Annotated in this window: 22 protein-coding genes; 14 read left to right on the top strand and 8 right to left on the bottom strand. The window is 47.9% G+C overall.

All coding sequences use genetic code 11. From position 1 onward, the window contains the following. Positions 1 to 174 precede the first annotated feature (174 nt). From NST07_RS29330 to NST07_RS29315, 4 genes are all read right to left on the bottom strand, one after another. Positions 175 to 2,706, bottom strand: a complete 2,532-nt coding sequence (locus tag NST07_RS29330; protein ID WP_342480659.1) for an FtsX-like permease family protein — start codon at positions 2,704 to 2,706, stop codon at positions 175 to 177. Continuing rightward, entirely contained in the window at positions 2,703 to 3,407 is a 705-nt protein-coding gene (locus tag NST07_RS29325) for an ABC transporter ATP-binding protein (RefSeq protein WP_341096263.1), read from the bottom strand. The genes NST07_RS29330 and NST07_RS29325 overlap by 4 nt, the downstream gene beginning before the upstream one ends. A gap of 89 nt (positions 3,408 to 3,496) precedes the next feature. Further along, positions 3,497 to 4,531, bottom strand: coding sequence for a HAMP domain-containing sensor histidine kinase (locus NST07_RS29320; protein ID WP_341096261.1), 1,035 nt, complete (start codon positions 4,529 to 4,531; stop codon positions 3,497 to 3,499). Next, positions 4,528 to 5,214: a response regulator transcription factor gene (locus NST07_RS29315; protein ID WP_341096258.1), complete on the bottom strand. Its 687-nt coding sequence runs from the start codon at positions 5,212 to 5,214 to the stop codon at positions 4,528 to 4,530. Before NST07_RS29315 ends, NST07_RS29320 begins: the two co-directional genes overlap by 4 nt. A 255-nt stretch (positions 5,215 to 5,469) precedes the next feature. Here NST07_RS29315 and NST07_RS29310 point away from each other — a divergent pair, with 255 nt between their 5' ends. The 10 genes from NST07_RS29310 (at position 5,470) to NST07_RS29265 (ending at position 15,099) form a co-directional block, all read left to right on the top strand. Further along, complete coding sequence (locus NST07_RS29310; protein WP_342480658.1) at positions 5,470 to 5,772, top strand: hypothetical protein; 303 nt, start codon at positions 5,470 to 5,472, stop codon at positions 5,770 to 5,772. A gap of 47 nt (positions 5,773 to 5,819) precedes the next feature. After that, positions 5,820 to 6,497: a PspA/IM30 family protein gene (locus tag NST07_RS29305; protein ID WP_342480657.1), complete on the top strand. Its 678-nt coding sequence runs from the start codon at positions 5,820 to 5,822 to the stop codon at positions 6,495 to 6,497. Positions 6,498 to 6,501: 4 nt separating this feature from the next. Further along, positions 6,502 to 6,987 carry a PspC domain-containing protein gene (locus tag NST07_RS29300; protein ID WP_341096253.1) on the top strand — a complete coding sequence of 162 codons (486 nt, stop codon included), beginning with the start codon at positions 6,502 to 6,504 and terminating at the stop codon, positions 6,985 to 6,987. Between the two features lie 3 nt (positions 6,988 to 6,990). Next, the gene (locus tag NST07_RS29295) at positions 6,991 to 7,695 is read left to right on the top strand and encodes a PspA/IM30 family protein (RefSeq protein ID WP_038596377.1); all 705 of its coding nucleotides are present in this window, start codon (positions 6,991 to 6,993) and stop codon (positions 7,693 to 7,695) included. 244 nt (positions 7,696 to 7,939) lie between these two features. Further along, on the top strand, positions 7,940 to 8,587 hold the full coding sequence (liaF, locus tag NST07_RS29290) for a cell wall-active antibiotics response protein LiaF (protein WP_341379770.1): 648 nt from the start codon (positions 7,940 to 7,942) through the stop codon (positions 8,585 to 8,587). A 38-nt stretch (positions 8,588 to 8,625) separates the two neighbouring features. Continuing rightward, positions 8,626 to 9,660: a sensor histidine kinase gene (locus tag NST07_RS29285; RefSeq protein WP_038596373.1), complete on the top strand. Its 1,035-nt coding sequence runs from the start codon at positions 8,626 to 8,628 to the stop codon at positions 9,658 to 9,660. Positions 9,661 to 9,677: 17 nt separating this feature from the next. After that, positions 9,678 to 10,337 (top strand): response regulator transcription factor, encoded by a 660-nt coding sequence (locus tag NST07_RS29280; protein WP_341096248.1) that lies wholly within the window; start codon positions 9,678 to 9,680, stop codon positions 10,335 to 10,337. A gap of 83 nt (positions 10,338 to 10,420) precedes the next feature. Continuing rightward, positions 10,421 to 11,236, top strand: a complete 816-nt coding sequence (locus NST07_RS29275; protein WP_342480656.1) for a YwmB family TATA-box binding protein — start codon at positions 10,421 to 10,423, stop codon at positions 11,234 to 11,236. A gap of 238 nt (positions 11,237 to 11,474) precedes the next feature. Next, the gene (gene zwf, locus NST07_RS29270; protein WP_341096244.1) at positions 11,475 to 13,025 is read left to right on the top strand and encodes a glucose-6-phosphate dehydrogenase; all 1,551 of its coding nucleotides are present in this window, start codon (positions 11,475 to 11,477) and stop codon (positions 13,023 to 13,025) included. Positions 13,026 to 13,512: 487 nt separating this feature from the next. Continuing rightward, the gene (locus tag NST07_RS29265) at positions 13,513 to 15,099 is read left to right on the top strand and encodes a peptide chain release factor 3 (RefSeq protein ID WP_341096242.1); all 1,587 of its coding nucleotides are present in this window, start codon (positions 13,513 to 13,515) and stop codon (positions 15,097 to 15,099) included. A 148-nt stretch (positions 15,100 to 15,247) separates the two neighbouring features. Here NST07_RS29265 and sspI read toward each other — a convergent pair whose 3' ends face one another. Beyond that, positions 15,248 to 15,484 (bottom strand): small acid-soluble spore protein SspI, encoded by a 237-nt coding sequence (sspI, locus tag NST07_RS29260; protein WP_038596368.1) that lies wholly within the window; start codon positions 15,482 to 15,484, stop codon positions 15,248 to 15,250. A gap of 309 nt (positions 15,485 to 15,793) precedes the next feature. Here sspI and NST07_RS29255 point away from each other — a divergent pair, with 309 nt between their 5' ends. Next, entirely contained in the window at positions 15,794 to 16,453 is a 660-nt protein-coding gene (locus NST07_RS29255) for a TrkA family potassium uptake protein (protein WP_342480655.1), read from the top strand. Positions 16,454 to 16,838: 385 nt separating this feature from the next. Then, positions 16,839 to 17,636, top strand: a complete 798-nt coding sequence (locus NST07_RS29250; protein WP_341379766.1) for an RNA methyltransferase — start codon at positions 16,839 to 16,841, stop codon at positions 17,634 to 17,636. Between the two features lie 254 nt (positions 17,637 to 17,890). On the opposite strand, the gene NST07_RS29245 is transcribed toward NST07_RS29250, so the two are convergent. Next, complete coding sequence (locus NST07_RS29245; protein WP_342480654.1) at positions 17,891 to 18,385, bottom strand: PTS glucose transporter subunit IIA; 495 nt, start codon at positions 18,383 to 18,385, stop codon at positions 17,891 to 17,893. A gap of 64 nt (positions 18,386 to 18,449) precedes the next feature. Here NST07_RS29245 and NST07_RS29240 point away from each other — a divergent pair, with 64 nt between their 5' ends. Continuing rightward, positions 18,450 to 19,157, top strand: coding sequence for a GntR family transcriptional regulator (locus NST07_RS29240; protein ID WP_076112612.1), 708 nt, complete (start codon positions 18,450 to 18,452; stop codon positions 19,155 to 19,157). Positions 19,158 to 19,230: 73 nt separating this feature from the next. Here NST07_RS29240 and NST07_RS29235 read toward each other — a convergent pair whose 3' ends face one another. After that, complete coding sequence (locus tag NST07_RS29235; RefSeq protein WP_341096238.1) at positions 19,231 to 20,430, bottom strand: enolase C-terminal domain-like protein; 1,200 nt, start codon at positions 20,428 to 20,430, stop codon at positions 19,231 to 19,233. 253 nt (positions 20,431 to 20,683) lie between these two features. On the opposite strand from NST07_RS29235, the gene NST07_RS29230 reads away from it, so the two are divergent. Next, positions 20,684 to 22,078: a PTS transporter subunit EIIC gene (locus NST07_RS29230; RefSeq protein WP_341379764.1), complete on the top strand. Its 1,395-nt coding sequence runs from the start codon at positions 20,684 to 20,686 to the stop codon at positions 22,076 to 22,078. 355 nt (positions 22,079 to 22,433) lie between these two features. On the opposite strand, the gene NST07_RS29225 is transcribed toward NST07_RS29230, so the two are convergent. Next, positions 22,434 to 23,582, bottom strand: coding sequence for a copper amine oxidase N-terminal domain-containing protein (locus tag NST07_RS29225; protein WP_342480653.1), 1,149 nt, complete (start codon positions 23,580 to 23,582; stop codon positions 22,434 to 22,436). Between the last annotated feature and the right edge of the window lie 319 nt (positions 23,583 to 23,901).

The raw sequence follows: 23,901 nt of genomic DNA, 5'->3' as shown, positions 1-23,901 counted from the left end.
CTCCTAAGGTGGATGCTGAAGTAATGAGACAGACTCATTATAAGTCTGTTTCGCATTCAAACGTATGGAGGAATGCAGAAAGAATATGGAGGAATGTAGTCTCTTTTGCAACTGGATAAGGGACTGACCCTAAAAAGCAGACCCGGCTGCCCGGATCTGCTTCATCGTTAGGGGTTATTCTGCTTGCCGCAATCTTTCAACAACTGTCGCCTTGGTTAGTAAGCTGTAGGAGCTTAGCGTTACAGTGTACGCAATAGCGGCCAGGACCGGAATGACCAGAACAAAGGGCAGCCAGCTGAAGTGGTAGACCGTAAAGGCCATATTATCCGCTATGTTTTTGGAAATGATGTAAGTCAGAAATAGGCCTAAGGTGGAGGTGATCGCTACGGTCAACAGGACATTGTACATTCCCTCATAGACCAGAACCCTTTTCAGTTGCCGCTTGGTCATACCGATGCTCTCCAGTAAGGCGAATTCATTTCTGCGGGTAATGACCCCGGTAATAACGGTATTGATATAATTGAGGATGCCTATGAGCGCAATGACAAAGCTGAGACCGTAGCCGACCGTCTGGAAAATGCGGATAAACGAGCCAAGCTCCTCCTTGTAATCTTCTCTTGATTTGAAGACCAGCTCATCACTTGAAGCTACAATGGACTTAACCTCCTGTTCAACACTGCTAAGCTTGGCCGGATCGGCGTGAATGGTTGCTGACAACCCCATAGGCGGATTGCTTCCCGCCGGCAGCGCCTTGGTTAATTCTGAGGCGGGAAGGAAGGTGTTGTACCCATAGATTGGATATGATTGAGTAGTTGCTGCATAAAGGGCATCGAGTTTTAAAACGGCCATGACTTCATAACTCTTTCCCAGACCCGGATGTTTGATCGTGTCACCGGGATGATAATAAGTTTCATAAGTATCTTCCCCATGCATCATAGCTTCTGTCACCAGCACATAGTTACCGGAAGCGAACTTCTGTTTATCGAAGGTTCCTTCAATAACATCCTTCTGCACCAGGTCATACCAGCCGCCATCAATGCCGTACAGATCGAGCATAATGAAGTTATTCTTAAGAGTTTGTACAAGGAAAGGTTCGGGTTTAAGTACCTCTGCTTGAGGTTTCAGTGAAGCGCGTATCGTGTCATCCAAAGTGTATTTTTCGAATTTATAATATACATTGTCCACCTGTTCCACTCCGTCAATCTTATCCAGAGTACTTTTGAACGCTTCCGAAAGTTTGTAAGGATCTCCGGTCTGTTCGCCTTCGGTATACACAATAGCGTTATTGCGGATTACAAAGTCACCGGCGATATAAGTCTCCAGGTACTTATTGACATCCAGCGATGAGATCACGGTAAAGATAACACTGAACAAGACCATGCTTAAGGAAAGCGAGGTCAGCATAAGAAACAGCTTCTTTTTATTGCGGAACAGATTGGAGAAGGCCATATTGTAAAGTTTTGCCCCGCGTGTTGAGCGTTTCTTCATCCGCCGTTTCACGCTCACGCCTGCGAATCTGACTGCTTCCACCGGGGAGATCCGTGCGGCCATCCGGCCCGGCTTGCTGGCAGCGATCCAAAGCGTCAGGTAGGAGAACACGGCAGCCCCAATAAAAATCCACGGGCTGGCTGAATTGGAAGCTTCCATAGTTTCAGGAGAGATGTTACTAAGCATTGGGGTCAACCACCGGCCAATACCATAACCGGAAGCCAGGCCAAAGGGCAGTCCGACAAGGTACAGAAGCTGCGCCTGACTAATAATAATTCTCCTCAGTTGTCGCGGCGTGGTCCCGATTGCCTTCAGCAGGCCGTAAAATTTGACATCCCGCACTACCGATATGTAGAAGATATTATAAATCAGCAAATATCCGCTAAGCATGATAATGAGTATGACTCCCATATAGGGAACAAATTTGATGATGTTATCCGAAAGGGAGGAAGTTGTGTACCCCCAGTTTATCCCGATCGGGGCATCTACACCTGTGTCCTTGAGTACCTTATTGAGCTTTTTTTCGATATCGACGGCATTGCTGAACATCACACTTAGCTCGTAAGTATTCACATAAGAACCGTCGGCTATGGACTTCTCCCGATCGATAGAGGACAGATTCTTGTTTACAAAAGCCTCCGATACCAAAGCCAGCCCAGACATGGCTAGATTTCTGTCCGCATAATAATACCCCGAAACTATAAATTCCTGTTGAATCACGCGTTCCCCGATATCTATATCCAGAGCAACTCGCTGGCCCAGTGCATGCTTGATGCCAAGCTTGTCCATCACCCAGGTGTTCAGCACAACCTCATTTTCTGCGGCAGGCAGCCCGCCTTCAATGAATTTTATAAAACCATGCTTTGCGCTGTTCTCATCCATCTGTAAGACCTCTACCCGACTATCCTTGAACACATCATTTGTTAACTCTCCAGCTTTAAGCGTAACACCGTATTCCCGAATAGAGGGATGTTTCTTCAGTGCTTCGACCTGTGCCGGGGCCAGATATTTGAAACCTCCGTGGAAGTCAGAGCCAACCGTTTTCATCTGGGCTAATTCCATCGATTTGTTGATGCTTAAGACCATGGTAAAGATGGAGGTAATGAGCAGTGTAGTCAGGATAACCGCGCAGATTACGGCCAGATTGCGCATTGGATTGGCTTTCAGGCTTTTTAGAGCGAGGCGGTTTACAATTTTACGGTTGTTGGTTGTGATCATAACGTCTTAACCCCGGTGGATATCGTCTCGTTGCCGGAAACAATACGTCCGTCTTCAATTCTAATAATGCGGTCGGCAGTCTGGGCGATGGACTCGTTATGAGTAATCATGACAATGGTCTGATTGAATTTCTCGCTCAGCTGCTTCAGCAGAATAAGAACCTCCTGGCTCGTTTTGCTGTCCAGATTGCCTGTAGGCTCGTCAGCCAGAATAATGGAAGGTTTAGTTGCCAGTGCTCTGGCAATCGCAACACGCTGCTGTTGCCCGCCGGAAAGGTTTGACGGCAGATTGTGGATTTTCCCCTGAAGTCCCAGAGCCTGGATCACTTCATCCAGATATTTCTGATCAATTCTGCCGCCGTCCAGTTCTATAGGAAGCAATATATTTTCGAGCACATTCAGAATCGGTACCAGATTATAGCTCTGAAAGATGAAACCAACCGATCTGCGTCTAAAAATCGTCAATTTCTCATCACTCATCGCAAAGATATCGTTCCCATCCACAATCACCTTGCCTTCAGTGGCCCGGTCCAGGCCGCCGAGCATATGAAGCAGGGTGCTTTTTCCGCTGCCGCTGGTGCCGACAATGGCCAGAAACTCGCCTTTCTCAACAGACAGAGAGACATCGTCCAGCGCTTTAACCGTCGTCTGCGGATCTTTGCCATAATATTTCTTGAGGTGTTCAATTTTTAATATAGGCATGGTGATTCATCCTCCATAATCTTTGATGCTCTTAAGATATCAGACAATTCTAACTGGACAGTGTCTGAAATCTGATGATAATGACACATTTAGATTTGGGGGAGAAACATAGACAGCTTTGTTCCTCTGCCTGGCTCGGATACCGCTGTAATAAAACCTCCCTGCATGCTGATAATCTTCCGCGTCAAGTACAGCCCGATTCCAATGCCTTCATATTCCCTGGCACTGTGTCCCCGGTAGAACCGTTTGAAGATGTGCTTAAGCTCATCCTGGGGAATCCCCATGCCAGTGTCCGAAACATCTATCCGGGTAAACATTTCATTGCTTTCAGTCACGATCGAAATTTTACCGCCTGCCTTTGTGTACTTCACCGAATTTTCCAATAGATTAAATAAGGCCTCACTGGTCCATTGCGGATCATGACGGGCTTTTGCAAGGTGATTGCAATCGATATGAATATCGATCTGTTTACTTTCCGCACGGGTATAGATATGGGATACGGCCCGGGTTATCGTCTGAATAACGGGATTGGCCGTGCTGTTCAGGGTGATCATCCCCGTTTCCAGCCGGGACATCTTGACCAGGGAGGTAATCAGCCATTCGAGCTTTTCTGATTGCAGCCCAATATGGCCCACCAGCTGCCGGGATTCTTCATCCAGCTCCGGGACTTCGGCAAGCAGCTGGCTAAAGAGCATGATATTAGATAGGGGCGTCTTGGTTTGATGCGAAATATCCGAGATCAGCTCTTTAATTCTGTTCTTTTCCGTTTCCAGGTTCTGTTCATTCGCTTTGGAAATCTCAATGTAACGCAACAATTTATGCTCCAGGGAAGAGAGGAGGGTTTCGTCAAAATCGGTCATTTTCTCCCGTCCGTAAATCGCCCGGTCCACCATTTCATCCACTGAATTTCTGAAGGCTGTAATTTGCCGCCGCGACGACCAGTTCCAGGCAGCTCCCATGAGGAGCATTAAAGACACGAAGAGGGCAGTGAGTCCCGGGAGAGCCGGATGATCCCCTATTAGAAAAAAGATTACTCCCGAATAACCAAATACCAGAACTACGAAGATTACCGAAAATATAAGGCTGATGTGTTTGGAGTAATCGATCTGTCTGCTGCTTGTCATGGGTTTGGCCTTTCCGCCCACAAATATCCGAGGCCGTAGACTGTTTTTATGTACTGTGGAGCCGCAGGCTCGTCTTCGATCTTGGCCCGCAGCCGTTTGACGGCTACCGTCAGCGCGTTCTCATCCACAAACTCAGCCTCCTGCGACCAGATCTTGTCGATTAACTGTTCTCTATTTAAAATAATGCCGGAGTTCGTGACAAATATTTTCAGCAGCTTCAGCTCGGTTTTGCTAAGGATCAGTTGCTCTTGGTTCTTATAAAACTCCAGCTTTCCGAAATCGAAGCTTAAGGGTCCAATCGTTACTTTGTCCTCGCTGTGCGGGGAAGATCTTTTGAGGACGGCCATGACTCTTGCCCTTAAGACCATCAGACTGAACGGTTTCGTAATATAATCATCGCCTCCCAGCTCAAACCCCGTAACGATATCAGGCTCCATGTCGTTCGCGGTTAAAAAGATAATCGGCACCTGCGAGGTTCTCCGGATCTTCTCACAGTAATCCAGCCCGCTTCCGTCGGGAAGATTGATATCCAGAATAATAAGATCAATCTTAAGGGAAGAGAGAATCAGCTCCGCTGAGGCTATGTCGTAAGCCTGCTGTATAGATAGATCATTCTGGGAAAGGGTCAGGGCGATGCCTTTATTGAGACTCCGGTCATCTTCAACGATTAACAATGTCTTCAAGGTGTGTGCTCCTTTGTTCCTCTGCATGCTGCAGAAGCTATATTAAGGGATACCTGCAACAATTATACACACTAGCGATGTTTAAAGTCTCTCCCGGCAGAGAGTTCGGCTTGTTTCCGCCTCCGGCAGCCTGCAGTCCTACACCTGCCCCGACTAAGGTCCAGTTCATAAAACCGTCCACGGTCTGTTTTGAAAGTCTGCGGTTTACCCTAGAATAAGGTTATAAGGTTGAGGTCAACGAAAGGCGGTGAGAAAATGCAAAATAGAAAAGGTAATGGACTTGCGGTTGTGCTGATCGTGCTCGGAGCAATAATGCTGATGGGTATTGCGCTTCCTCTGATTCACGGAGTCTTCAGAATTCTGTTCCCGGTATTGCTGGTTGTTCTCGGGTACTACGGAATTAAAAGCGGACGCAAAATTATCGGCTGGGTCGTAATGTTCATCGGTGTCATGTCGCTGATTGCCAAGCTTTCCTGGATCATCGGACCCCTGCTCGGTATCGCGCTTGTGGTTTGGGGAATCTCAGTACTGAAGGGCAAACAAAACAGAACATACTAAGTTTTTAGAAGTTTACTTACTAAGAAGCAGGGAGGGAGCAGGAAATCATGAGTGTTTTTCGCCGCATGAGGGATATCACCGTAGCTAATCTAAATGAACGTCTGGAACAAAGCCAGGACCCTGTGAAGCTGATTGACCAATTTCTCCATTCAACCCGTGAAGAAATCGGTGAAGCTGAAAGACTGTATCAGCAATACGCTTCCCACACGAAGCAATTGCAGCAGCAAGTCAACCAGGCAACGGCCATGAAGAATAAGCGTGAAGAACAGGCGCTGCTGGCACTTAAGGCAGGAGAGGATCATCTCGCCAAGCTGGCTTTGCAGGAAAAGATCATTCACGAGGAAAAGCTGGAGCAGTACAGCGGGCTGCTGGAACAGAGCCAAGTATCGCTGTATGAGCTGGAAAGCCAGCTTAATGAACTGAAAGTCGAATATCAGACCGTATATAACAAACGCCAGTATTATGCGGCACGGATGGAGTCCCTGAGGCTTCAGCAGCGGATGAACCAAAGAGCCGGAACTTACGGCAACGGCGGTGATGTTCCCAAGATGTTCGGACGGTTGGAAGACCGGATGAACGACTGGGAGCTGGAAGCGAAGAGTCTGCGCGATTTGCGCCGGATGGGGCAGGAATACGCATTGCAGGCTGGAGAAACCGTAGCAACTGTACTGGAAAGAGAAATGGCCCGTCTGAAGGAGAAGCTTAACAATGACGGAAAGGAGTAGTACTATGAGCCGATTGTACCGTTCAACCCGAGACAAGGTAATGACAGGGCTTGCAGGAGGAGTGTCCGAGACTCTCGGTATTGACTCCACCCTGTTCCGGATATTGCTCTTGGTCAGCATCCCCTTTACCGGGGGCGCAACGATTCTGGTGTACTTTGTTGCAGCGCTTGTCATTCCCAAGGAGCCAACGCAGTATAATCCTTTTGGCCCTGGACCCGGAGCTCCGAACGGCCCTTATGGCGGCCCTTACTCCGGAGGACCTGGATATGGACGCGGCCCGCAAGGCCCGCAGGGTCCTCATGGACAGGGAGGATATGGTCCGAATAACGGTCAGCCGGGCTATAACCCCGGTTATGACAAAGCAAATGCTTACTCGGCCCCGGACTCCGGTCTGGATGCCATGATGAAGGATATTGAGAAGAAGGCCCTGCAGAAAGAAGTCGAAGAGCTTAAACAAAAACTTGCTAAATACGAGAAGGGAGAAGTGTAAAACATGGGAGTATTTCAACGGATTAAAGATATGACAAAGGCGTCGGTAAACGACTTGCTGGATAAGGTAGAGGACCCAATTGTAATGCTGAATCAATATCTGCGCGATATGGAGGCAGAAATTCACGAAGCTGAGGTTACTGTAGCGAAGCAAATGGCCAATGAGCGCCGGATGAAACAGCGCGTCGATGAAGCAGCCAAAATGTCCGGACAACGTGCGGCACAGGCTGAGCTTGCCTTGAAGAATGGTCAGGAAGAAGTAACCCGCAAGCTGCTGGAGGAAAAAATCTACTTCGACCAGAAGCAGGTTGAATACAGCGATCTTCATGCTCAAGCTGAAGTGCAAGCCAAAGAACTGGTACAGCAGCTGCATGACATGAAGGATGAGTTCTACAAACTGCGCAACAAACGCAACGAGCTGGTATCCCGTGCACAAATGGCGAAAGCCAAGAAGCAAATGTCGCAAATCAGCAGTGTTCATGCCATCGAAAGCGGCAGCGCATCGCTCGGATTCCACCGTATGGAAGAAAAGATCATGCAGCTTGAAGCAGAAGCAGATGTTATGCGTGCCCCTTACAGCCCTTCGGCCGGTGTATACAGCAAGCCTGTAGATGCCGAGAAGCAGCTTAAAGTGGATGAGCAGCTCGCTGCACTTAAGAGCAAGCTGAACCCAACTTCTTCATCCCCGTCGCTTGACAAAAAAGAATAATAAGCCAGTTCCTAAACAATAGGCGTATATGATATGCTGAACAAGGTAAAGCCATACGGTATGGATTCTCCATACCGGTATGGCTTTTGTAGCGGGATGCGGCTATAGGTGGAAGTTTCTCCAATTCATGATGCATACAATCATTGATTGGAGAAACTTCAACATTAATCAGTTTTGCTGCGCAAAACTTAAGTTTATGCTTACGAAGTCAGTTTTGCTGCGCAAAACTTTTAGGAGGTGCGAAATGGATAAACGAAACCGTTTGATTGCCATCGGACTGATTGGAATAGGCTGCTTGATGATATTTGGCAGATGGCTCGGCTTTTTCTCCATTGTCGCGCTCCTGTTCCTGCTGCTGGGGATTTACCGGACGACATCGGGCAGGGTGAAGCAGGGTTATACTTTGCTTGGAGTCGGTGCCGTACTGCTGCTGCTGGATCATTTGCTGCTTGTATTGGGGATTTGTCTGATCTCACTGGGGATGTTTTTTGTAAAGTCCAAAAGAATGCAGAAACGCGGCGGGTTCATGCAGAAGCAAAGCTTCTCTTCCCGGTTTGACTGGGACCTCTCTCCATGGGTGATGCGCAGTCTGAGTGCATGGCATGTGATGGGTGAAGCCGATGTGGATCTTTCGCTGGCTATGGCGGAGGATAAAGAGACCATCATGCTGTTTCAGGGCATTTTTGGCGATATGGATGTTCATTTGTCGGAAGACTACGGTGTGGAGATTGAAGCCTTTGTGCTGTTCGGCTCGATCGAATTCGGCAGCCATCGGGATACCGGAATGCTGAACCGGCTCAATTGGAAATCGGCCAATTATGACATCAGCGAGAATAAGGTGAAGATTAATGTATCTTATTTAATGGGCGACCTGGATATAAGCATGTCCTAAAAGGGATGAGCGTTAGCTAAGAAGGGAGGGCTCCCGGCGTGGAGGAAAAGAATAGGAGCATGGTAACGCGCAGCATGGGCGAGGGGGCTCTGTTCTCCTTTGTCATGCTGCTGGTTATCCTGTACATTATGTATACATACGGATATTTGCAGCCCTTTGAAAACTGGAAGATCGGGGTAAGAACGGCGGTGACGCTAATTCTGCTGCCGATGGTTTTCGGAATTGGCTTCGGTTTCTACCAGAGCTTCCGCATCAAGCGCAAGCTGGAGCGGCTGCGGGCAACACTGGTAGCCTGGGAGAAAGGAAATCTTACCCCGGCTATGCCGGAACTGGGTACGGATGAACTGGGCAGGCTTGGCTTGCAGCTTGGCCGGATCAGCGGCAAGTGGGAGAACCAGGTGAACACACTGCAGCGGCTGTCCACCAATAACGCCAAGCTTGCCGAACAGGCGCGCGTATCGGCGATTATGGAGGAAAGGCAGCGGCTGGCACGTGAGCTGCATGATGCTGTATCGCAGCAGCTGTTCGCGATCTCCATGACGGCGACGGCTGTAGGCAGAACGCTGGAGAAGGACTTTGACAAGGCACAGCGGCAGATTGCGCTTATCGAGGAGATGTCCGCCGTAGCCCAGTCGGAGATGCGGGCACTGCTGCTGCACCTGCGTCCGGTGTACCTGGAGGGCAAAGGTCTGGAGCAGGGGCTGCAGGAGTTGATTAAGGAACTGGAGATCAAGGTTCCTATGGAGATTGTGTTTGAGATGGACCCGGATGTACATCTGCTTAAAGGGATCGAGAATCATTTGTTCCGCATTGTGCAGGAGGCCATTTCCAATACACTGCGCCATGCCAAAGCGGATAAGATGGAGATCCGGCTGCACCGCCGGGGAGATACCGTGCGCCTCACACTGCGGGATGACGGGATTGGCTTCGAAATGGATGAGAGTAAGCAGACTTCCTACGGACTCTCCAATATGCAGGAGCGGATCAATGAAACCGGAGGCTCCATTCAATTTATCACCGCACCCGGCAAAGGGATGCGCATTGAAATTACTGTACCACTAGTTAATGAATAAGGGGGCAAGGGTAAACCATGGAGATAGAGGAAGCGGAAGCAATCAAAGTACTGCTCGTGGACGATCATGAAATGGTCCGGATCGGACTTGCTGCGGTGCTTGGTACCGAGGACGGAATCGAAGTCGTGGGCGAAGCAGGGAGCGGCGAAGAAGGCATCCGGCTGGCCCAGGAATATAATCCGGATGTGGTACTGATGGATCTTGTGATGGACGGCATGGACGGCATTGAAACAACGAGACAACTTCTGAAACTTTATCCGGATTGTAAGGTAATCGTGCTTACCAGCTATTTGGATGACGAAAAAATGTACCCGGTCATTGAAGCCGGAGCCTTCAGCTATTTGCTGAAAACCTCGCGGGCCAGTGAAGTGGCGGATGCCATCCGTGCGGCGGCAAGAGGCCAATCGGTGCTGGAGTCGCAGGTAGCTTCCAAAATGATGAACCGTTTCCGTAACAATGCCAAAGGAGAATCACCTGCCTATAAGGAGCTTACCGAGCGCGAAATGGAAGTGCTGAAGCTGCTGGCCCAGGGCAAATCCAATCAGGATATTGCTGACCAGCTGATTATCGGGATCAAAACTGTGAAATTTCACGTAACGAACATTCTCGCCAAACTGGGTGTGGAAGACCGGACCCAGGCAGCTATATATGCTTACAAGAACGGTCTGGCTGAATAACAACCTCAGGAAGTATATATCCTCTTGAACCTGGACATCCTTTCTAGTAGATTACTAGATTGGTTCGAGAGGGAGATGTGGAGATGAAGCTGCGGAACAGAGGAAGAGGGAAGGCCACATTAGCGCTGCTATTCATGTGTATTGCGGCACTATTACTGGCGGGGTTCCGCAGTGGGGCAGGCGGAGAGGCTGTGACGGCATCGGCTGCAGCTGATGTTATCATTTCCGAAGGGGCTGGACTGGAACAAGGTCTGGAGCTGCTGGTTACAGCCGGACGGAAATCCACTGAACCGGGATCCCCGCTGCGGCTTGTGCTGAAATGGCAGGGAGAATACAGCGGTAACGCTGCGGAATCTGCGGAAGCAGCTTCCGGCCTGGCTGAACGTCTCGGACTTGGAACGCTGGAGCACAGTGAAGAAGATGGACACACAACCTTCCGTGCTGCCGCTTCCTTTAACCCGTCAGGGACAACCTCTCTGTTCTGGAGCGGGATTGACCAAAGCAGCAGCTACGTGATCGTAACTCTGGAAACGGCTGATCTGCTCAAGGCAACGGCATTTCAGGCAGCGGCGCAAGAAGCGGGTGTGCAGATGCAGGCTGCCGGCATCCAGCCGGAGTGGAATGTTTCCCTTCAGGGCGTGGCGTCCACACAGGGAACCCCGCGCGAAGCGCTTGTTCATACAGAACAGGCCATCGCTGCCGCGATCTCCGGCTTGCAGGCGGTGGAAGACTATGAAGACGAAACCACGTACAGCCGCTCTTACAGTGTCCCGGGTTTGGCGCGTTATGTGAGCAGCGGGAAGCATGCTGTCGCTATGCAGACAGCTGTTCATAAGAACGGCAACAACAACAGCAACCGGGTAACGATCGGGTTGCCGCTGATCACGATTGAATATTGAGGGCGGATTCGATGAAATCCGAAGGTAATAGACATTAATTGTTATATAAGCTGGACTATGTAAACGAATAAGAAAGATTAATGGAAAATTACGAAATCCCGAGAAAAACTGTCAGGAATGTGATAGCATCCTTTCTGCGAATATGATAAAATGACATCACGCCGTCATGCGTTTTTTATAACTTGACGGACGTTGAGAATGATTGTCAACTATATTACATACAGAGAGATGAGGAGCCATGGCTGAAAATCAAACCCTTGATGCACTGCATACACCCGGCGCTGTATTTTTTATCTTTGGGGCAACCGGAGATCTAGCCCGGCGTAAGCTTTTTCCGGCGATTTACAGTTTGTACCGTGAAGGTAAGCTGACACATGATTTTGCGGTAATTGGCGTGGCTCGGCGTCCCCGCACCCAGGAGGAATTCCGGGAAGATGTGAAAGAGTCCATTCGCGAATTCTGCCGCTACCAGGCGGGAGATGCTGCTGAATGGAATGAGTTCGTGCAGCATTTTGAATACAAGTCTTTGGACATCAATAATATCGACGGCTTCCGCGAGCTCAACGCGCAAACGGAGGCAATCGAAGAGAAATTCCGCATTCCTGGCAACCGTCTGTTCTATCTCGCCCTTGCTCCTGAGCTGTTCGGCAGCGTATCGTTCAACCTCAAAGCCGGTGGCATGCTGCAAAGTTCAGGCTGGAACCGTCTGGTGATCGAGAAACCGTTCGGTTACAATCTTGAGTCTGCTGAGCAGCTGAACGAACAGATCCGCCAGGTGTTTAAGGAAGAAGAGATTTACCGGATCGACCACTACCTGGGCAAGGAAATGGTGCAGAACATCGAAGTCATCCGTTTTGCGAATGCCTTCTTTGAACCGCTCTGGAACAACAAGCATATCGCCAACATTCAGATTACCCTCGGTGAAACCGTTGGGGTGGAAGAGCGCGGCGGATATTACGATCATGCGGGAGCGCTGCGCGACATGGGCCAGAACCATATTTTACAGCTGCTGACGATGATCGCTATGGAACCGCCAAGCCGTTTGCTGGCTGAAGATATCCGTGATGAGAAGGTCAAGGTACTTCGTTCGTTGCGTCCGTATGCTTCCTCCGATGAAGTGCGCGAGAACGTGGTGCGCGGTCAGTACACCCAAGGCTTGTATAAAGGCAAGACCCTTCCGGCTTACCGCCAGGAAGACAAAGTGGACCCTGAATCCAATACCGAGACGTATTTCGCGGCGCGTGTATTTGTGGACAACTTCCGCTGGGCAGGTGTTCCTTTCTACATCCGTACCGGTAAACGTCTCCCGGTGAAGACGACGGAGGTGGTTGTAGAGTTCAAGGGTATGCCTACCAATGTTTATTTGGGTCAAAAGCATAACCTCGAGCCCAACCTGCTCGTTATCCGCGTGAATCCGATGGAAGGCATCTATGTGAAGATTAATGCCAAGAAACCGGGCTCGGAATCAGAAATTCAGCCGCTGGCTATGGATTTCTGCCAAAGCTGTATGGTGGGGATCAACTCGCCGGAAGCTTATGAGCGTCTGCTGCATGATGCGGCGCGTGGAGATTCGACCTATTTCACCCGTTGGGATGAGGTTTCATCGGCATGGTCGTTCGTGGACCGTATTGCCAAAGCGTGGAAGGAAGAAACGGCTGATCTGGCTTCGTACCCTGCAGGTTCGTGGGGGCCGGTGGAAGCCGATCAATTGCTGGCTCAGGAAGGTTTCCATTGGTGGCCAGTGAACGGACAGGAAGAAGACAATGTGGTCTGGCGGGTTAACAGCTAAGACCTGAATAAGCTGCAAGATTTTAAGCTCCCCCTGCAGAGGCTGCAGGGAGAGCTTTTTTGCGATACCCCCGTTAGCGTGGGGACGGGTTTGTCCAAATATAAGAATTTATATGTTTCACACGATAACTTATCCTTCTATTTCTCGCTGAAACGATACTGTCCTTAAAAAGGACGGCAAAGCCGTTTCCACTTGGTGAAATTCACGCAAAATAGCCTCATATGGGCCGAGGGCTGTACAGAATAGGCTGCAATCGCTGTTTTTCTTACAAGATATTTGGTATAAGCCGCTTTTTTGTAGATAAAGTTTGCCGGATTTTGATATACTTTAAAGGATGCTTTCACTAGAAGCGGAACTGGAGACTATTATGGGATAACAATGAATTCACCAATGAAGGGATTTGTACTCATGAGCAGAGCGCCGATTTGATGAACAACCCGTGTGATATAAGCAGAAGCATGAATTTATATATGAAGGGATATGTGCAATGAATAAGGCACCGGATCAGAAGCTGCAACAGGAAGTGGACAAACGCAGAACCTTTGCGATCATTTCCCACCCGGATGCGGGTAAAACAACACTTACGGAGAAGCTGCTGCTGTTCGGCGGAGCCATCCGGTTAGCGGGAACGGTTAAAGCCCGTAAGGCAAGCAAACATGCAACAAGTGACTGGATGGAAATAGAGAAACAGCGCGGGATTTCCGTTACTTCCTCTGTGATGCAGTTCGACTATTTAGACCATCGGGTGAACATTCTGGATACCCCGGGTCACCAGGATTTCAGTGAGGACACCTACCGTACGTTAACGGCTGCGGATAGCGCGGTGATGCTGATCGACGTGGCGAAGGGCGTAGAAACACAGACCATCAAGCTGTTCCAGGTTTGCGCCAAACGCGGTATTCCGATCTTTACGTTCATCAACAAGCTGGACCGCGAAGGCCAAAGTCCGTTTGATCTGATGGAAGAGCTTGAGAATGTGCTGGGCATCCGTTCTGTTCCGATGAACTGGCCGATCGGCAGCGGACGCGAACTGTGCGGAGTGTACGACCGGATGAAGAATCAGGTGGAGCTGTTCCAGGGTGATGACCATTCTGTAATTAAAGTGCAAAAGGTGGAAAGCTACCGTGACCCGATCATCCGTGAGATGGCCGGTGAGTACCTGCATGATCAGCTGTGCCAGGAGCTGGAGCTGCTGGACGTTGCGGGCGATGCTTTTGACTATGAGAAGGTACTTCGCGGAGAGCTTACTCCGGTATTCTTCGGCAGTGCGATCAACAATTTTGGGGTGCAGACCTTCCTGGACAACTTCCTGGATCTTGCACCGAAGCCGGAGCCACGCCGCAGCACAGTTGGCTCCATTGAGCCGACCAATGAGAAATTTACCGGCTATGTATTCAAAATCCAGGCAAACATGAACCCGGCCCACCGCGACCGGATTGCTTTCCTGCGGATCGTGTCCGGCAAGTTCGAGCGCGGCATGAGCGTAAAGCATGTCCGTGCAGGCAAAGACATCAAGCTGTCCCAGCCGCAGCAGTTCCTGGCCCAAGACCGCGATATCGTCGAAGAGGCGTATCCGGGCGATATTATCGGGCTGTTTGACCCGGGTATTTTCCGGATCGGGGATACGCTCAGTCAAGCCGGGGATATGGAGTTCGATGAGCTGCCGACGTTCTCACCGGAGATTTTCTCCAAAGTAAGCATCAAAAACGCACTGAAATCGAAGCAGTTCCAGAAGGGTATTGATCAGCTGACGGAAGAGGGCATGATTCAGGTGTTCCGCACGGTCAACTTTGACGATATTCTGCTGGGAGTAGTCGGACAGCTGCAGTTTGAGGTGTTTGAGTACCGGATGAAGGGGGAATACGGCGTGGATGTTCAGCTGCAGCGGATGTCATATCAGTTCGCACGCTGGATCGTGGATGAGAATAAACCGGACCCGGGCAAATTCCGCATCAACTCTACGCTGGTTACCGATAAGAAGGGCAACTACGTGGTGCTGTTCGAGAACGAATATGCGATGCGTACAGCGATGGAGAAGAACCCGACCGCGAAGTTCCTGGAAACAGCTCCTTGAGTGTAGGCTGTTGACGAATTCAGGCTGCAGGTGCAGTTGCAGATGATATAGCTGTACCTGCGGCAGTTTCAAATAGGTAGAAAAAACCTCCGCCCCCAAGTGTGCAGATGCACCTTGGGTGACGGAGGTTTTTGGCTCATGAGGTTTTCTAGGATGTGATGGATCCGGGAGTAACCTCCTCCAGATGTCTGTGGAGCAGACTAATCACATGATCCTGCTTGGCCTCTCCGAGGTCCTTCCAGACCATTTCAAACACGACGCCAAGCCCGGGAAGCGCAGCTTCCGGCCCGTCCACGGAGCCTTCAATCATGTGCCGCAGGTCTTCTTCGGACTGGCCGTGCACTTTATGGAGAATCGCCTGGCGCAAATCAATGGTAACCGGCATAATGTACCCCCTTACAAGTTTTGTGAGCAAAGCTTCCTGCATTCCTTCGTACAAAACTGCTTCGAAAGCACATGCTTAGTTTTGTGAGCAAAGCTTCCTGCATTCCTTCGTACAAAACTGCTTCGGAAGCATGTGCTTAGTTTTGTGAGCAAGGCTTCCTGCCAATGGTTCGCATAACTGGCTTTGGAAGCCTGCTCATGCTGAAACGCCCTGTACTAATGTGCCCTGCGGCGATGCTGAAAATTCAAGTTTGTGTGTGCTTATGCTATACTGTGTGAGATATAAAATGTGAGCGGGAGGTACACGGACATGGCTAAAAAACAATATGCCATCATCGGAATGGGACGTTTCGGCTCAAGTGTAGCCAAGGCGCTCAGCGGGATGGGATTTGATGTGCTGGCCATCGATTCGGATGAGCAGCGCACGCAGGAAATTTCGGGAATTGTTACTTATGCCGTATCCGCGGATTCCACCGATGAGGAAGCGCTGCGCGCACTGGGCATTCGAAATTTCGATGTTGTCGTTGTGGCAATCGGAGAAGATATTCAGGCGAGTATTCTTACAACGCTGATCCTGAAGGACCTTGGGGTGCCGGCGATTCTGGTCAAGGCCAAAAGTGAGCTGCACGGCAAGGTGCTAAGCAAGATCGGTGCAGACAAAGTCATTTATCCCGAACGGGACATGGGCATGCGGGTTGCGCATCATCTGGCCTCGCCGAACATCCTTGACTATATTGAGCTGTCGCCGGATTACAGTATTCTTGATATGAAGGTTCCCAGACCGATGCTGGGCAAAAACCTGCAGGAGCTGAATATCCGCGCCAAATATGGCTGCAATGTGATGGCGATCCGCCGGGGCGAAGAAATGAATATTACTCCAAGAGCCGAGGACCGGCTGGCCGATGGCGATGTTCTTGTCATCGTTGGCCACAAGGACAACCTGACCAAGCTGGAGATGGCATATCAATAACGCACGAGCATACGAAGTGTAACGTGGCTCTCGTGGTGCTGTAGGAAGTGTTAAATGCGCTGCCGATAGTGGCCGGATTTGCTTAGTTGCACTCAGTACAGCTATTTGCTTCGTTAACCGCTTGTTCAGAAGGATAGATGTATTTCGTGCAATTATAATTTAGCAAACCCCCGGTTCATAGCCATAATGATGATTATAAATGTACAGACTACAACTAAATTGGAATTAGCGGTAAAAAGCGTTATTTTAGTTGCAGGAAATACACTTAAAATGAAGCTGTGTGCAGCGTATTAGAGAAATACATGGGAAGATCGTAGTGACTGCAAGGAAAAAGGCAGCAAAGATGCGATAACTAAGCTGCAGGTGAACAGAAAGGTAGGACCTCATGGAAATTATGTCTCCGCAAAATACGCGGGTGAAGGAATGGGCCGGACTGCAGGAGAAGAAACACCGCGATAAGTCCGGCAAATATATTGTGGAAGGTATTCATCTCGTACAAGAGGCGCTGCTGGCCGAAGCCGATGTGGAAATATTGGCGTATGACCTCGATAAGGGCATGCCGTCTGAGCTGAAGGAACTGCTGCAGGCGGTACAGGGTATGGAGGTCATCGGCGTATCAGCACCGGTGATTGCAAAGTGCAGCAGCACCAATACGCCGCAGCCGGTATTTGCGGTGGTGCGCAAGGAACAGCAGGGGGTGGAGACGATCCTTGCGAAGCCGGATAGTCTAGTCGTTGTGCTGGACGGAGTTCAGGACCCCGGCAACGTGGGGACGATCATCCGCAGCGCGGATGCGGCAGGCGCAGACGGCGTGATCCTCGGCCAAGGCTGCGCCGATCTGTACAACCCGAAGACCATCCGTTCCACGATGGGCTCGATGTTCCATCTCCCGGTGGTGGAGGGCGATTTAAGTGTTGTTCTGCCGCAGGCACGGGAACGCGGCGCACTCTTAGTCAGCACCTCGCTAACCGGTGAGGACTCCTGCTACACCCACGATTTTCGTGGCAGCCAGTGGCTGCTGATCGGCAGTGAAGGCAAGGGCATCTCACCGGAAACAGCCGCACTTGTTGATAAGAGCATTATCATCCCGATGGCTGGCCGTGCCGAATCCCTCAATGCGGCGATGGCAGCGACCATTCTGCTGTTTGAGGGGATGCGGCAGCGGGGGTATCCGCGCAAATAAACCCATCTCACTGTGAGTTATAACATAAAGTAAGACTGTTTTTAAGCATGCATGAGACCTTTTCTATAGCTTCAAAATGAGATCAAGAAATAGCAGCAATCCCTTGTGTGACAAGAGATTGCTGCTATTGGTATGTGGGCAGGGCTTATACCACACTGAATTTTTATATCAGGTGGTAAGTCATACCGGACTAATTTGTACTTCTGAAATCAAATTATTAGCGGAAACCTATTTAGTTTTCAAGCCTGAACAACTTAACAAAATATACGTAACACCGTCTCGTTCGCAGGTTGTTTACTCTCGCTTACAACCTCGACCCGCGATATGGTGTCTTGTCCTCCTGGAACAACGATGGGCGTAACAGTAGAACAGCCGTTTTCCCGGAGAGTTTCCATATCAAATTCCAGTAGAAGCTGCCCTTTTTTCACCCGGTCGCCGTTGCTTACATGAGCTGTAAAACCCTTTCCTTTAAGAGAAACGGTATCCATGCCAACATGAATGAGCAATTGAACGCCGGAATCGTGCTCGATGAGAATAGCATGCTTACTCTTTTCCATGATATGGGCGATAATGCCGTCAAAAGGAGCAATGACCTTGCCGGAATCTGGCAGGATGGCGAATCCCTCGCCCATCGCTTTACTTGAGAACGCTTCGTCCTGAACTTCATCCAGAGCTAAGAATTGACCGGAGAGAGGCGATGAGATTTCTATGGAAGGCGATTCCATCTTTTTTTTCTTAAATCCAAACATAGGTTTTCCTCCTGTAACTGTGTGTTAGAATAGGCAATGGAACAACGAATAGGGGGCCTGCCTTGTGAACAAAAGAGACTTTGTTATCCATGATCTGCTCAGTAAAATCTATCAAAAACATTATTCAGACTGGAAGCTTCCTACAGAAAGAGAACTGGCGGCGCAATATAAGGTTTCCAGATTTACAATACAAGAATCTATTAAGAAGCTGAAATATATGGGTATGGTTAAGGTTGTCCAGGGCTCGGGTATTTTTATTAACAAAAATATTCAAGCCAGTCCGCTGATCTACAACTCACTTACGGAGAATCCTTATTCCAATATTCAGTCTAAGGTCATCGAGCTGCAGAAGCTTCCCTCCACCCCTAGTGACCAGCAAATCTTTAATATAACTGCCGAGGATGAAGTGTGGATGTACCAGCGCTTGAGAATCGTTAACTATCAGACAATGCAGATTGAGCAGTCGAGATTGCCTGCGACGTTATTCCCTGTATTAACACAGAAGGATGCCGAGAATTCCATTCAGTCATTTGTGAAAAAGCATAAGTTCACTATCTCACATTACCTGAATACTTATGAGGCAATCTCGCTTGATAAAGAACAAGCGATGTTCTTGCAGCAAAAAAAGAAAAGTCCAGCAATGAAAATTTCAAGCCGTGGAATACTGAATAACGGTACCATTTTTGAAATCAGTGAAATTGTGGCTGTCGACTATAAGTGCACGTATTTGACGGCCTTCAACAACGAGCATCACAAAAGAAGAAACCTCTGATACGCAGCTAATCATTGACCTGAAACTCTCCGTGCTGACCGCCTGTGCCGGAGAGTCTTTTTCTGCGCCTTAATTAAGGTGTCATTAGCGTACCGTCGGGTAATCTGGCCTGTGTCCATTCATGCATACGGTATTCCACCGGGAAGGCACCTGCCTGTTCCTCATTGAACTCCACGCCGATGCCCGGCAGATCAAGCGGATAAATATAGCCATCAATGGCGTCAATAATGGGCGAAAATACGCTGCGGGTGTTTGCCTTAATCGGAATATTCTCCTGAATTGCTGCATTATGCAGATGAATGTTGAGATGTGTATTGACGGCAATTCCAATTGGCGTAATGTCGGACGGTGTATGCCAGGCGATACGAACCCCGAAAGCCTCGCATAATGCTCCAAGCTTCAGCGCAGGTGTAATTCCCCCGATTTGGGACACATGGCAGCGGATGAAATCAATCTGTCTACCCGCAATCAGGTTTCTCCATTCCAGCGGATTGTTGAACAGTTCGCCTGTGGCAATCGCCGTTGACGTTTGTGAGCGGATCTGCCCTAACCATTCATTCTGATCCGGCGGCAAAATATCCTCGATAAAGTAGGGTTTATACGGTTCGACCGCTTTGGCAAACTGTACGGCCTGATTGGGGAATAACCGCTCGTGAACATCATGAAGAATATGGAACCGGTTGTTATACTTTTCCCGCAAAAGAGCAAACATTCTGACCGTAGTCTCCATATACTCGTCCTGATCATAATAGGAGCCCGCTGTGGAAGTGGCCGGAGAGTGCAGCTGTGAAGGGTTCCCTCCGTAGAAGCCAAGCTGGCAACGGATGTGCTTGTATCCTTGATCAAGGAGTCCATCGATCTCGCTGTACAGATCTTCAATATTGTCAGCAACTGCATGAGTATATGCCGGAATGGCATCCCGTGATTTGCCGCCAAACAGCTGATACAATGGCATACCGGCGAGCTTGCCTTTAATATCCCATAGAGCCATATCAACACCGGAAACCGCATTATTCAGAATAGGTCCGTTGCGCCAGTATGAATTGACCATCATCATATGCCATAAGTCTTCAATATGGTTGGCGTCACGGCCAAGTAAAATCGGTCTGAGGTATTCCTCTATGACGAGCTGGACGGCTTTGGGCCGTTGCTGAAAAGTGGCGCAGCCATATCCAATGACTCCATTATCCGTAGTTACCCTGACAACCACCAGATTATGACGGTCAGGTTTTAGTATAAAGCTTTCCACATTAGTGATGATGGAAGGGTTCATGTTTCTCCTCTTTTCTACAATTTCTAAGAGTATTGAACCATAGTTTGAAAGGAAGAATCAATTTGGTTTGGTAAACCGGTTGAATAACGAAAGATATCAGTCCAATTATGATGGAAATTGAATAAAAATCCTTTGTTATAAAGGTTTTTTTGATAAAGGCGAACCATTTTGGACTGCTTTTATTAGAAGTTTCTTTATGATACTATTCAGTGTGTAAACGGAACCAATATCCATTAGGACAGGAGAATTCTTGATGAGCAAAGAGAAAGCGATTAAGGACATGATTGCAGGTATAGGCGGTGAGGAGAATATTGAAAACGCTTGGCATTGTATGACACGACTTAGATTTGAGCTGAAAGATAAAAATAAAGTAGATATTGCGAAAATCAAAGAGTTGGACCCAGTACTTGGTGCACAGTTCAATCAAGACCAGTTTCAAATCATACTAGGTCCTAAAGTCGGAGAATATTACACCGTTCTGGCTAATGAGCTCAAGCTGAAGGATGCGCAGAGTCCTGAAGAGGAGAAGGGAAGCAAGCAAAAAGTAGGTTTCGTTACGCTCTTCATGAACATAGTATCTGGCGTATTCGGGCCCATTGTACCGGCAATTGCTGGTGCGGGATTAATCAAGGGACTTATTGCCGGTTTGACTGCACTTCATTACATCTCGGATAAAAGTGAAACCTTTCAAATAATAAACATGATGGCCAGCGGTGTGTTCACTTTCCTGCCATTCTTCCTGGCAGCCTCAGCGGCCAAGATTTTTAAGACCAATCAGTATTTGGCCATTGCCATAGCGGCAACTATTATGTTCCCAACGATGGTGGATGCAGCAAAAGCCGGTGAAATATCCTCCTTCCATTTCCTTAATTTGCTCCCGATTCCTGTTTTCAACTATAGCGGAACCGTCATCCCGATTATTTTTGCCGTTTGGGCGATGAGTTATATTTATGGCTGGGTTAACAAGATTGTTCCGGAAGTACTCAGAACGGTAGTTACACCAACGTTGACTCTATTTATCTCTGGATTTATGGCTTTAGCTGTTATTGGTCCAATCGGTGTCTATTTAGGAAACGGGCTGGCTTGGCTGGTTCAAGGCTTGTTTGACATCTCCCCTGTTCTGGCTGGTGTGGTTGTTGGTGCGATTCGTCCAATAGCTGTCTTTACGGGCATGCACCATGCTATGACCCCAATTGCGCTGCAGAACTTTGCAACACAAGGCTACGATATGTTAATGCCAATGATGTGTATGGCTAACTTCTCGATTGTAGGCGCAACCTTTGCCGTGTATTTTAAAGTGAAGACCCCGAAAGAAAAAACAATTATCGTCTCCGCTGCCGTCTCCGGCTTGCTGGGAATAACAGAGCCCGCTTTGTTCGGGGTGTTAGCAAAGTACAAAAAAGCCTTCTTGGCTGCCACGATTGCCAGTACGGTTGCTTCCGCCTACATTAGTTTCTTCGGTGTCCGTTTGTACGGATATGTACTGTCCAGTATTTTCAGTATTCCGGCATACATCGGCCCCTACTTTGTCTATGCAATTTCGGGAATGTTCATTGCGGTTGTGGTAGGTTTTACTGTCTGCAATCTACTTTTGAGTAAAAGTGATGTTGAAAATGCCAATAAAGCCTCCCTGCAGTCTGCACAGTAATGCAGCAAATATGTTAGGGTACCGAACTTAAATTTTGCTGTATAACGTTTTCGAAAGATATTGAAAAGCCCGCACTCGGCCTAACTGGCTGACTGTGGGCTTTTGTTTTAGATAAGATCCTGTCCGACAGGAACAAGGCAAAGCAAGAAGGGGGGAGAATTTATACCTTGACCGGTTCGTAAGCGGTACTGCTTTTAGCCAATGCGACTAGCATTCGCGCTACTTTACCGATTAATTTCATAATGGATTTCATCTTCTTCAGTTTCTTTTCCTCTACATTGTAACGATGTGCTGCTCGTAATTCCGGATGTTAGTTAAAGTTCTAAACAATAAGTACTTCAACTAGCCAATTACTTTATGGCGTTACAAGCTCATGGTGATGCCCATTCAGCTCGATTCTATAAATTCCAATCGTTTTTTTTCTTTCATCAGAGCTTAGATCGCCAAAGCGTTGATAGCCAAATGTAGTAATACCGTTATCAGTAATTGGCCAGTCATAGACCTTAGCTAATGTGTCAAAACCATAATAAAATCCAGGCATACCTAAATAATCAGTAGACCATTGTCCATTGTTAAATGTTGCAGATTTTAAATTGCTTGTTTCTTGAGGATTGGGAATACCACGCCCATATCTAATCAAATAATAGACATCGTTTAAATATGTTTTTACCGCCTCTATCGGTGCTTTTTCAATCGCTAACCTTGTAATCTCTTCTCCTTCCACACGGTATAAAATAAACTCCTGCGTTGTGTCCCAGGCATAATTCAAATAAAAATTGCCCATATCTGTATTAAACCATATATTCCCCAGTCGAACTAAGTTTTTATCCTCAATCAAATCCTGATAAACAAAAGGCTCGAATTGATTAAAAGTATTGCTAAATAATAATTGACCGTTTTCTTTAATGACTGCCATAAAACGATCACTATAGACAATGGACTTTCCTTGGTACAGTAATTTTAAAACACGGATGAGATTAAGGTTTTCGATTGCTGTGGCGTTAACATCCCTAATTATAATCAAGCTATAGGGTTGAATCTCTGCATTTTTTAAATACAAGACTCTTTTATTAAATGCCTCACCCATATATCTTAAAGGAATATACGTTGTATTGTTATAAATGCTTGCAGCCACGTCCATTACGCTTGATTTACCGTTTATAGAAATATTTTTATTTCCTATTTTCAAGAAAACGGTATTCGTAGCGTACTTCATGGTAATGGACTGTTCTTTTGTATTAAAATCTACCTTTGCACCAAATCCTTCAGAAATAAAACGAAGGGGTACCAGTGTACGTCCATCTTTCACAATCGGCTTAACGGCTGATACTTTCTGCCCATTAATAAATGCCATGGAGCTTTCCGGAGAAAGAATCATACTATTTTTCAAGTCGGATTCTGTTACATCTTCATAATAGTCATGAAGATTTTCCGCGTGTGCCGCAGAACCAAAAGCCAGGAATAATGTAAAAGTAAATAATGTGATGATAATTTTCACTTTCATTACTACACCTCTCAATAATGAATGTTTTATAGATACATATATGTCAGATTTACAAATATTTGTTTTATCCATATTGTACACTTTTCCGTCAGGGGCTGCTACCTCACTGCAGTCTTATCCCTCTAGCAACCTTCGAGCATCATGATCCCCTTCAATTGATTCAAGTAATAGGAGAACATTGTCCTCGATTTGGAAAAACCCAGTAATAATTTGATCAGAGAATAGTGATTTATTAATAGCTTTGTAATGACAAAATTTCTCTTTTTGGATTCTAAAGCCTTGAGTTCAATCTATATAATCAACAGACTTGCTTTAAAAT

Origin of the sequence: Paenibacillus sp. FSL L8-0340 (assembly GCF_038593145.1) — a bacterium.
In the GTDB taxonomy this organism is placed as follows: Bacteria; Bacillota; Bacilli; order Paenibacillales; family Paenibacillaceae; genus Paenibacillus_AQ.
The sequence above is the reverse complement of the archived record's forward strand: the minus strand, read 5'-3'. Positions and strand labels throughout refer to the sequence as shown.

Coding starts and splice junctions, on each gene's coding strand:
- NST07_RS29330 (WP_342480659.1), bottom strand. CDS start 2,706: ATGATCACAACCAACAACCGTAAAATTGTAAACCGCCTCGCTCTAAAA.
- NST07_RS29325 (WP_341096263.1), bottom strand. CDS start 3,407: ATGCCTATATTAAAAATTGAACACCTCAAGAAATATTATGGCAAAGAT.
- NST07_RS29320 (WP_341096261.1), bottom strand. CDS start 4,531: ATGACAAGCAGCAGACAGATCGATTACTCCAAACACATCAGCCTTATA.
- NST07_RS29310 (WP_342480658.1), top strand. CDS start 5,470: ATGCAAAATAGAAAAGGTAATGGACTTGCGGTTGTGCTGATCGTGCTC.
- NST07_RS29305 (WP_342480657.1), top strand. CDS start 5,820: ATGAGTGTTTTTCGCCGCATGAGGGATATCACCGTAGCTAATCTAAAT.
- NST07_RS29300 (WP_341096253.1), top strand. CDS start 6,502: ATGAGCCGATTGTACCGTTCAACCCGAGACAAGGTAATGACAGGGCTT.
- NST07_RS29295 (WP_038596377.1), top strand. CDS start 6,991: ATGGGAGTATTTCAACGGATTAAAGATATGACAAAGGCGTCGGTAAAC.
- liaF (WP_341379770.1), top strand. CDS start 7,940: ATGGATAAACGAAACCGTTTGATTGCCATCGGACTGATTGGAATAGGC.
- NST07_RS29280 (WP_341096248.1), top strand. CDS start 9,678: ATGGAGATAGAGGAAGCGGAAGCAATCAAAGTACTGCTCGTGGACGAT.
- NST07_RS29275 (WP_342480656.1), top strand. CDS start 10,421: ATGAAGCTGCGGAACAGAGGAAGAGGGAAGGCCACATTAGCGCTGCTA.
- zwf (WP_341096244.1), top strand. CDS start 11,475: ATGGCTGAAAATCAAACCCTTGATGCACTGCATACACCCGGCGCTGTA.
- NST07_RS29265 (WP_341096242.1), top strand. CDS start 13,513: ATGAATAAGGCACCGGATCAGAAGCTGCAACAGGAAGTGGACAAACGC.
- sspI (WP_038596368.1), bottom strand. CDS start 15,484: ATGCCGGTTACCATTGATTTGCGCCAGGCGATTCTCCATAAAGTGCAC.
- NST07_RS29255 (WP_342480655.1), top strand. CDS start 15,794: ATGGCTAAAAAACAATATGCCATCATCGGAATGGGACGTTTCGGCTCA.
- NST07_RS29250 (WP_341379766.1), top strand. CDS start 16,839: ATGGAAATTATGTCTCCGCAAAATACGCGGGTGAAGGAATGGGCCGGA.
- NST07_RS29245 (WP_342480654.1), bottom strand. CDS start 18,385: ATGTTTGGATTTAAGAAAAAAAAGATGGAATCGCCTTCCATAGAAATC.
- NST07_RS29235 (WP_341096238.1), bottom strand. CDS start 20,430: ATGAACCCTTCCATCATCACTAATGTGGAAAGCTTTATACTAAAACCT.
- NST07_RS29230 (WP_341379764.1), top strand. CDS start 20,684: ATGAGCAAAGAGAAAGCGATTAAGGACATGATTGCAGGTATAGGCGGT.
- NST07_RS29225 (WP_342480653.1), bottom strand. CDS start 23,582: ATGAAAGTGAAAATTATCATCACATTATTTACTTTTACATTATTCCTG.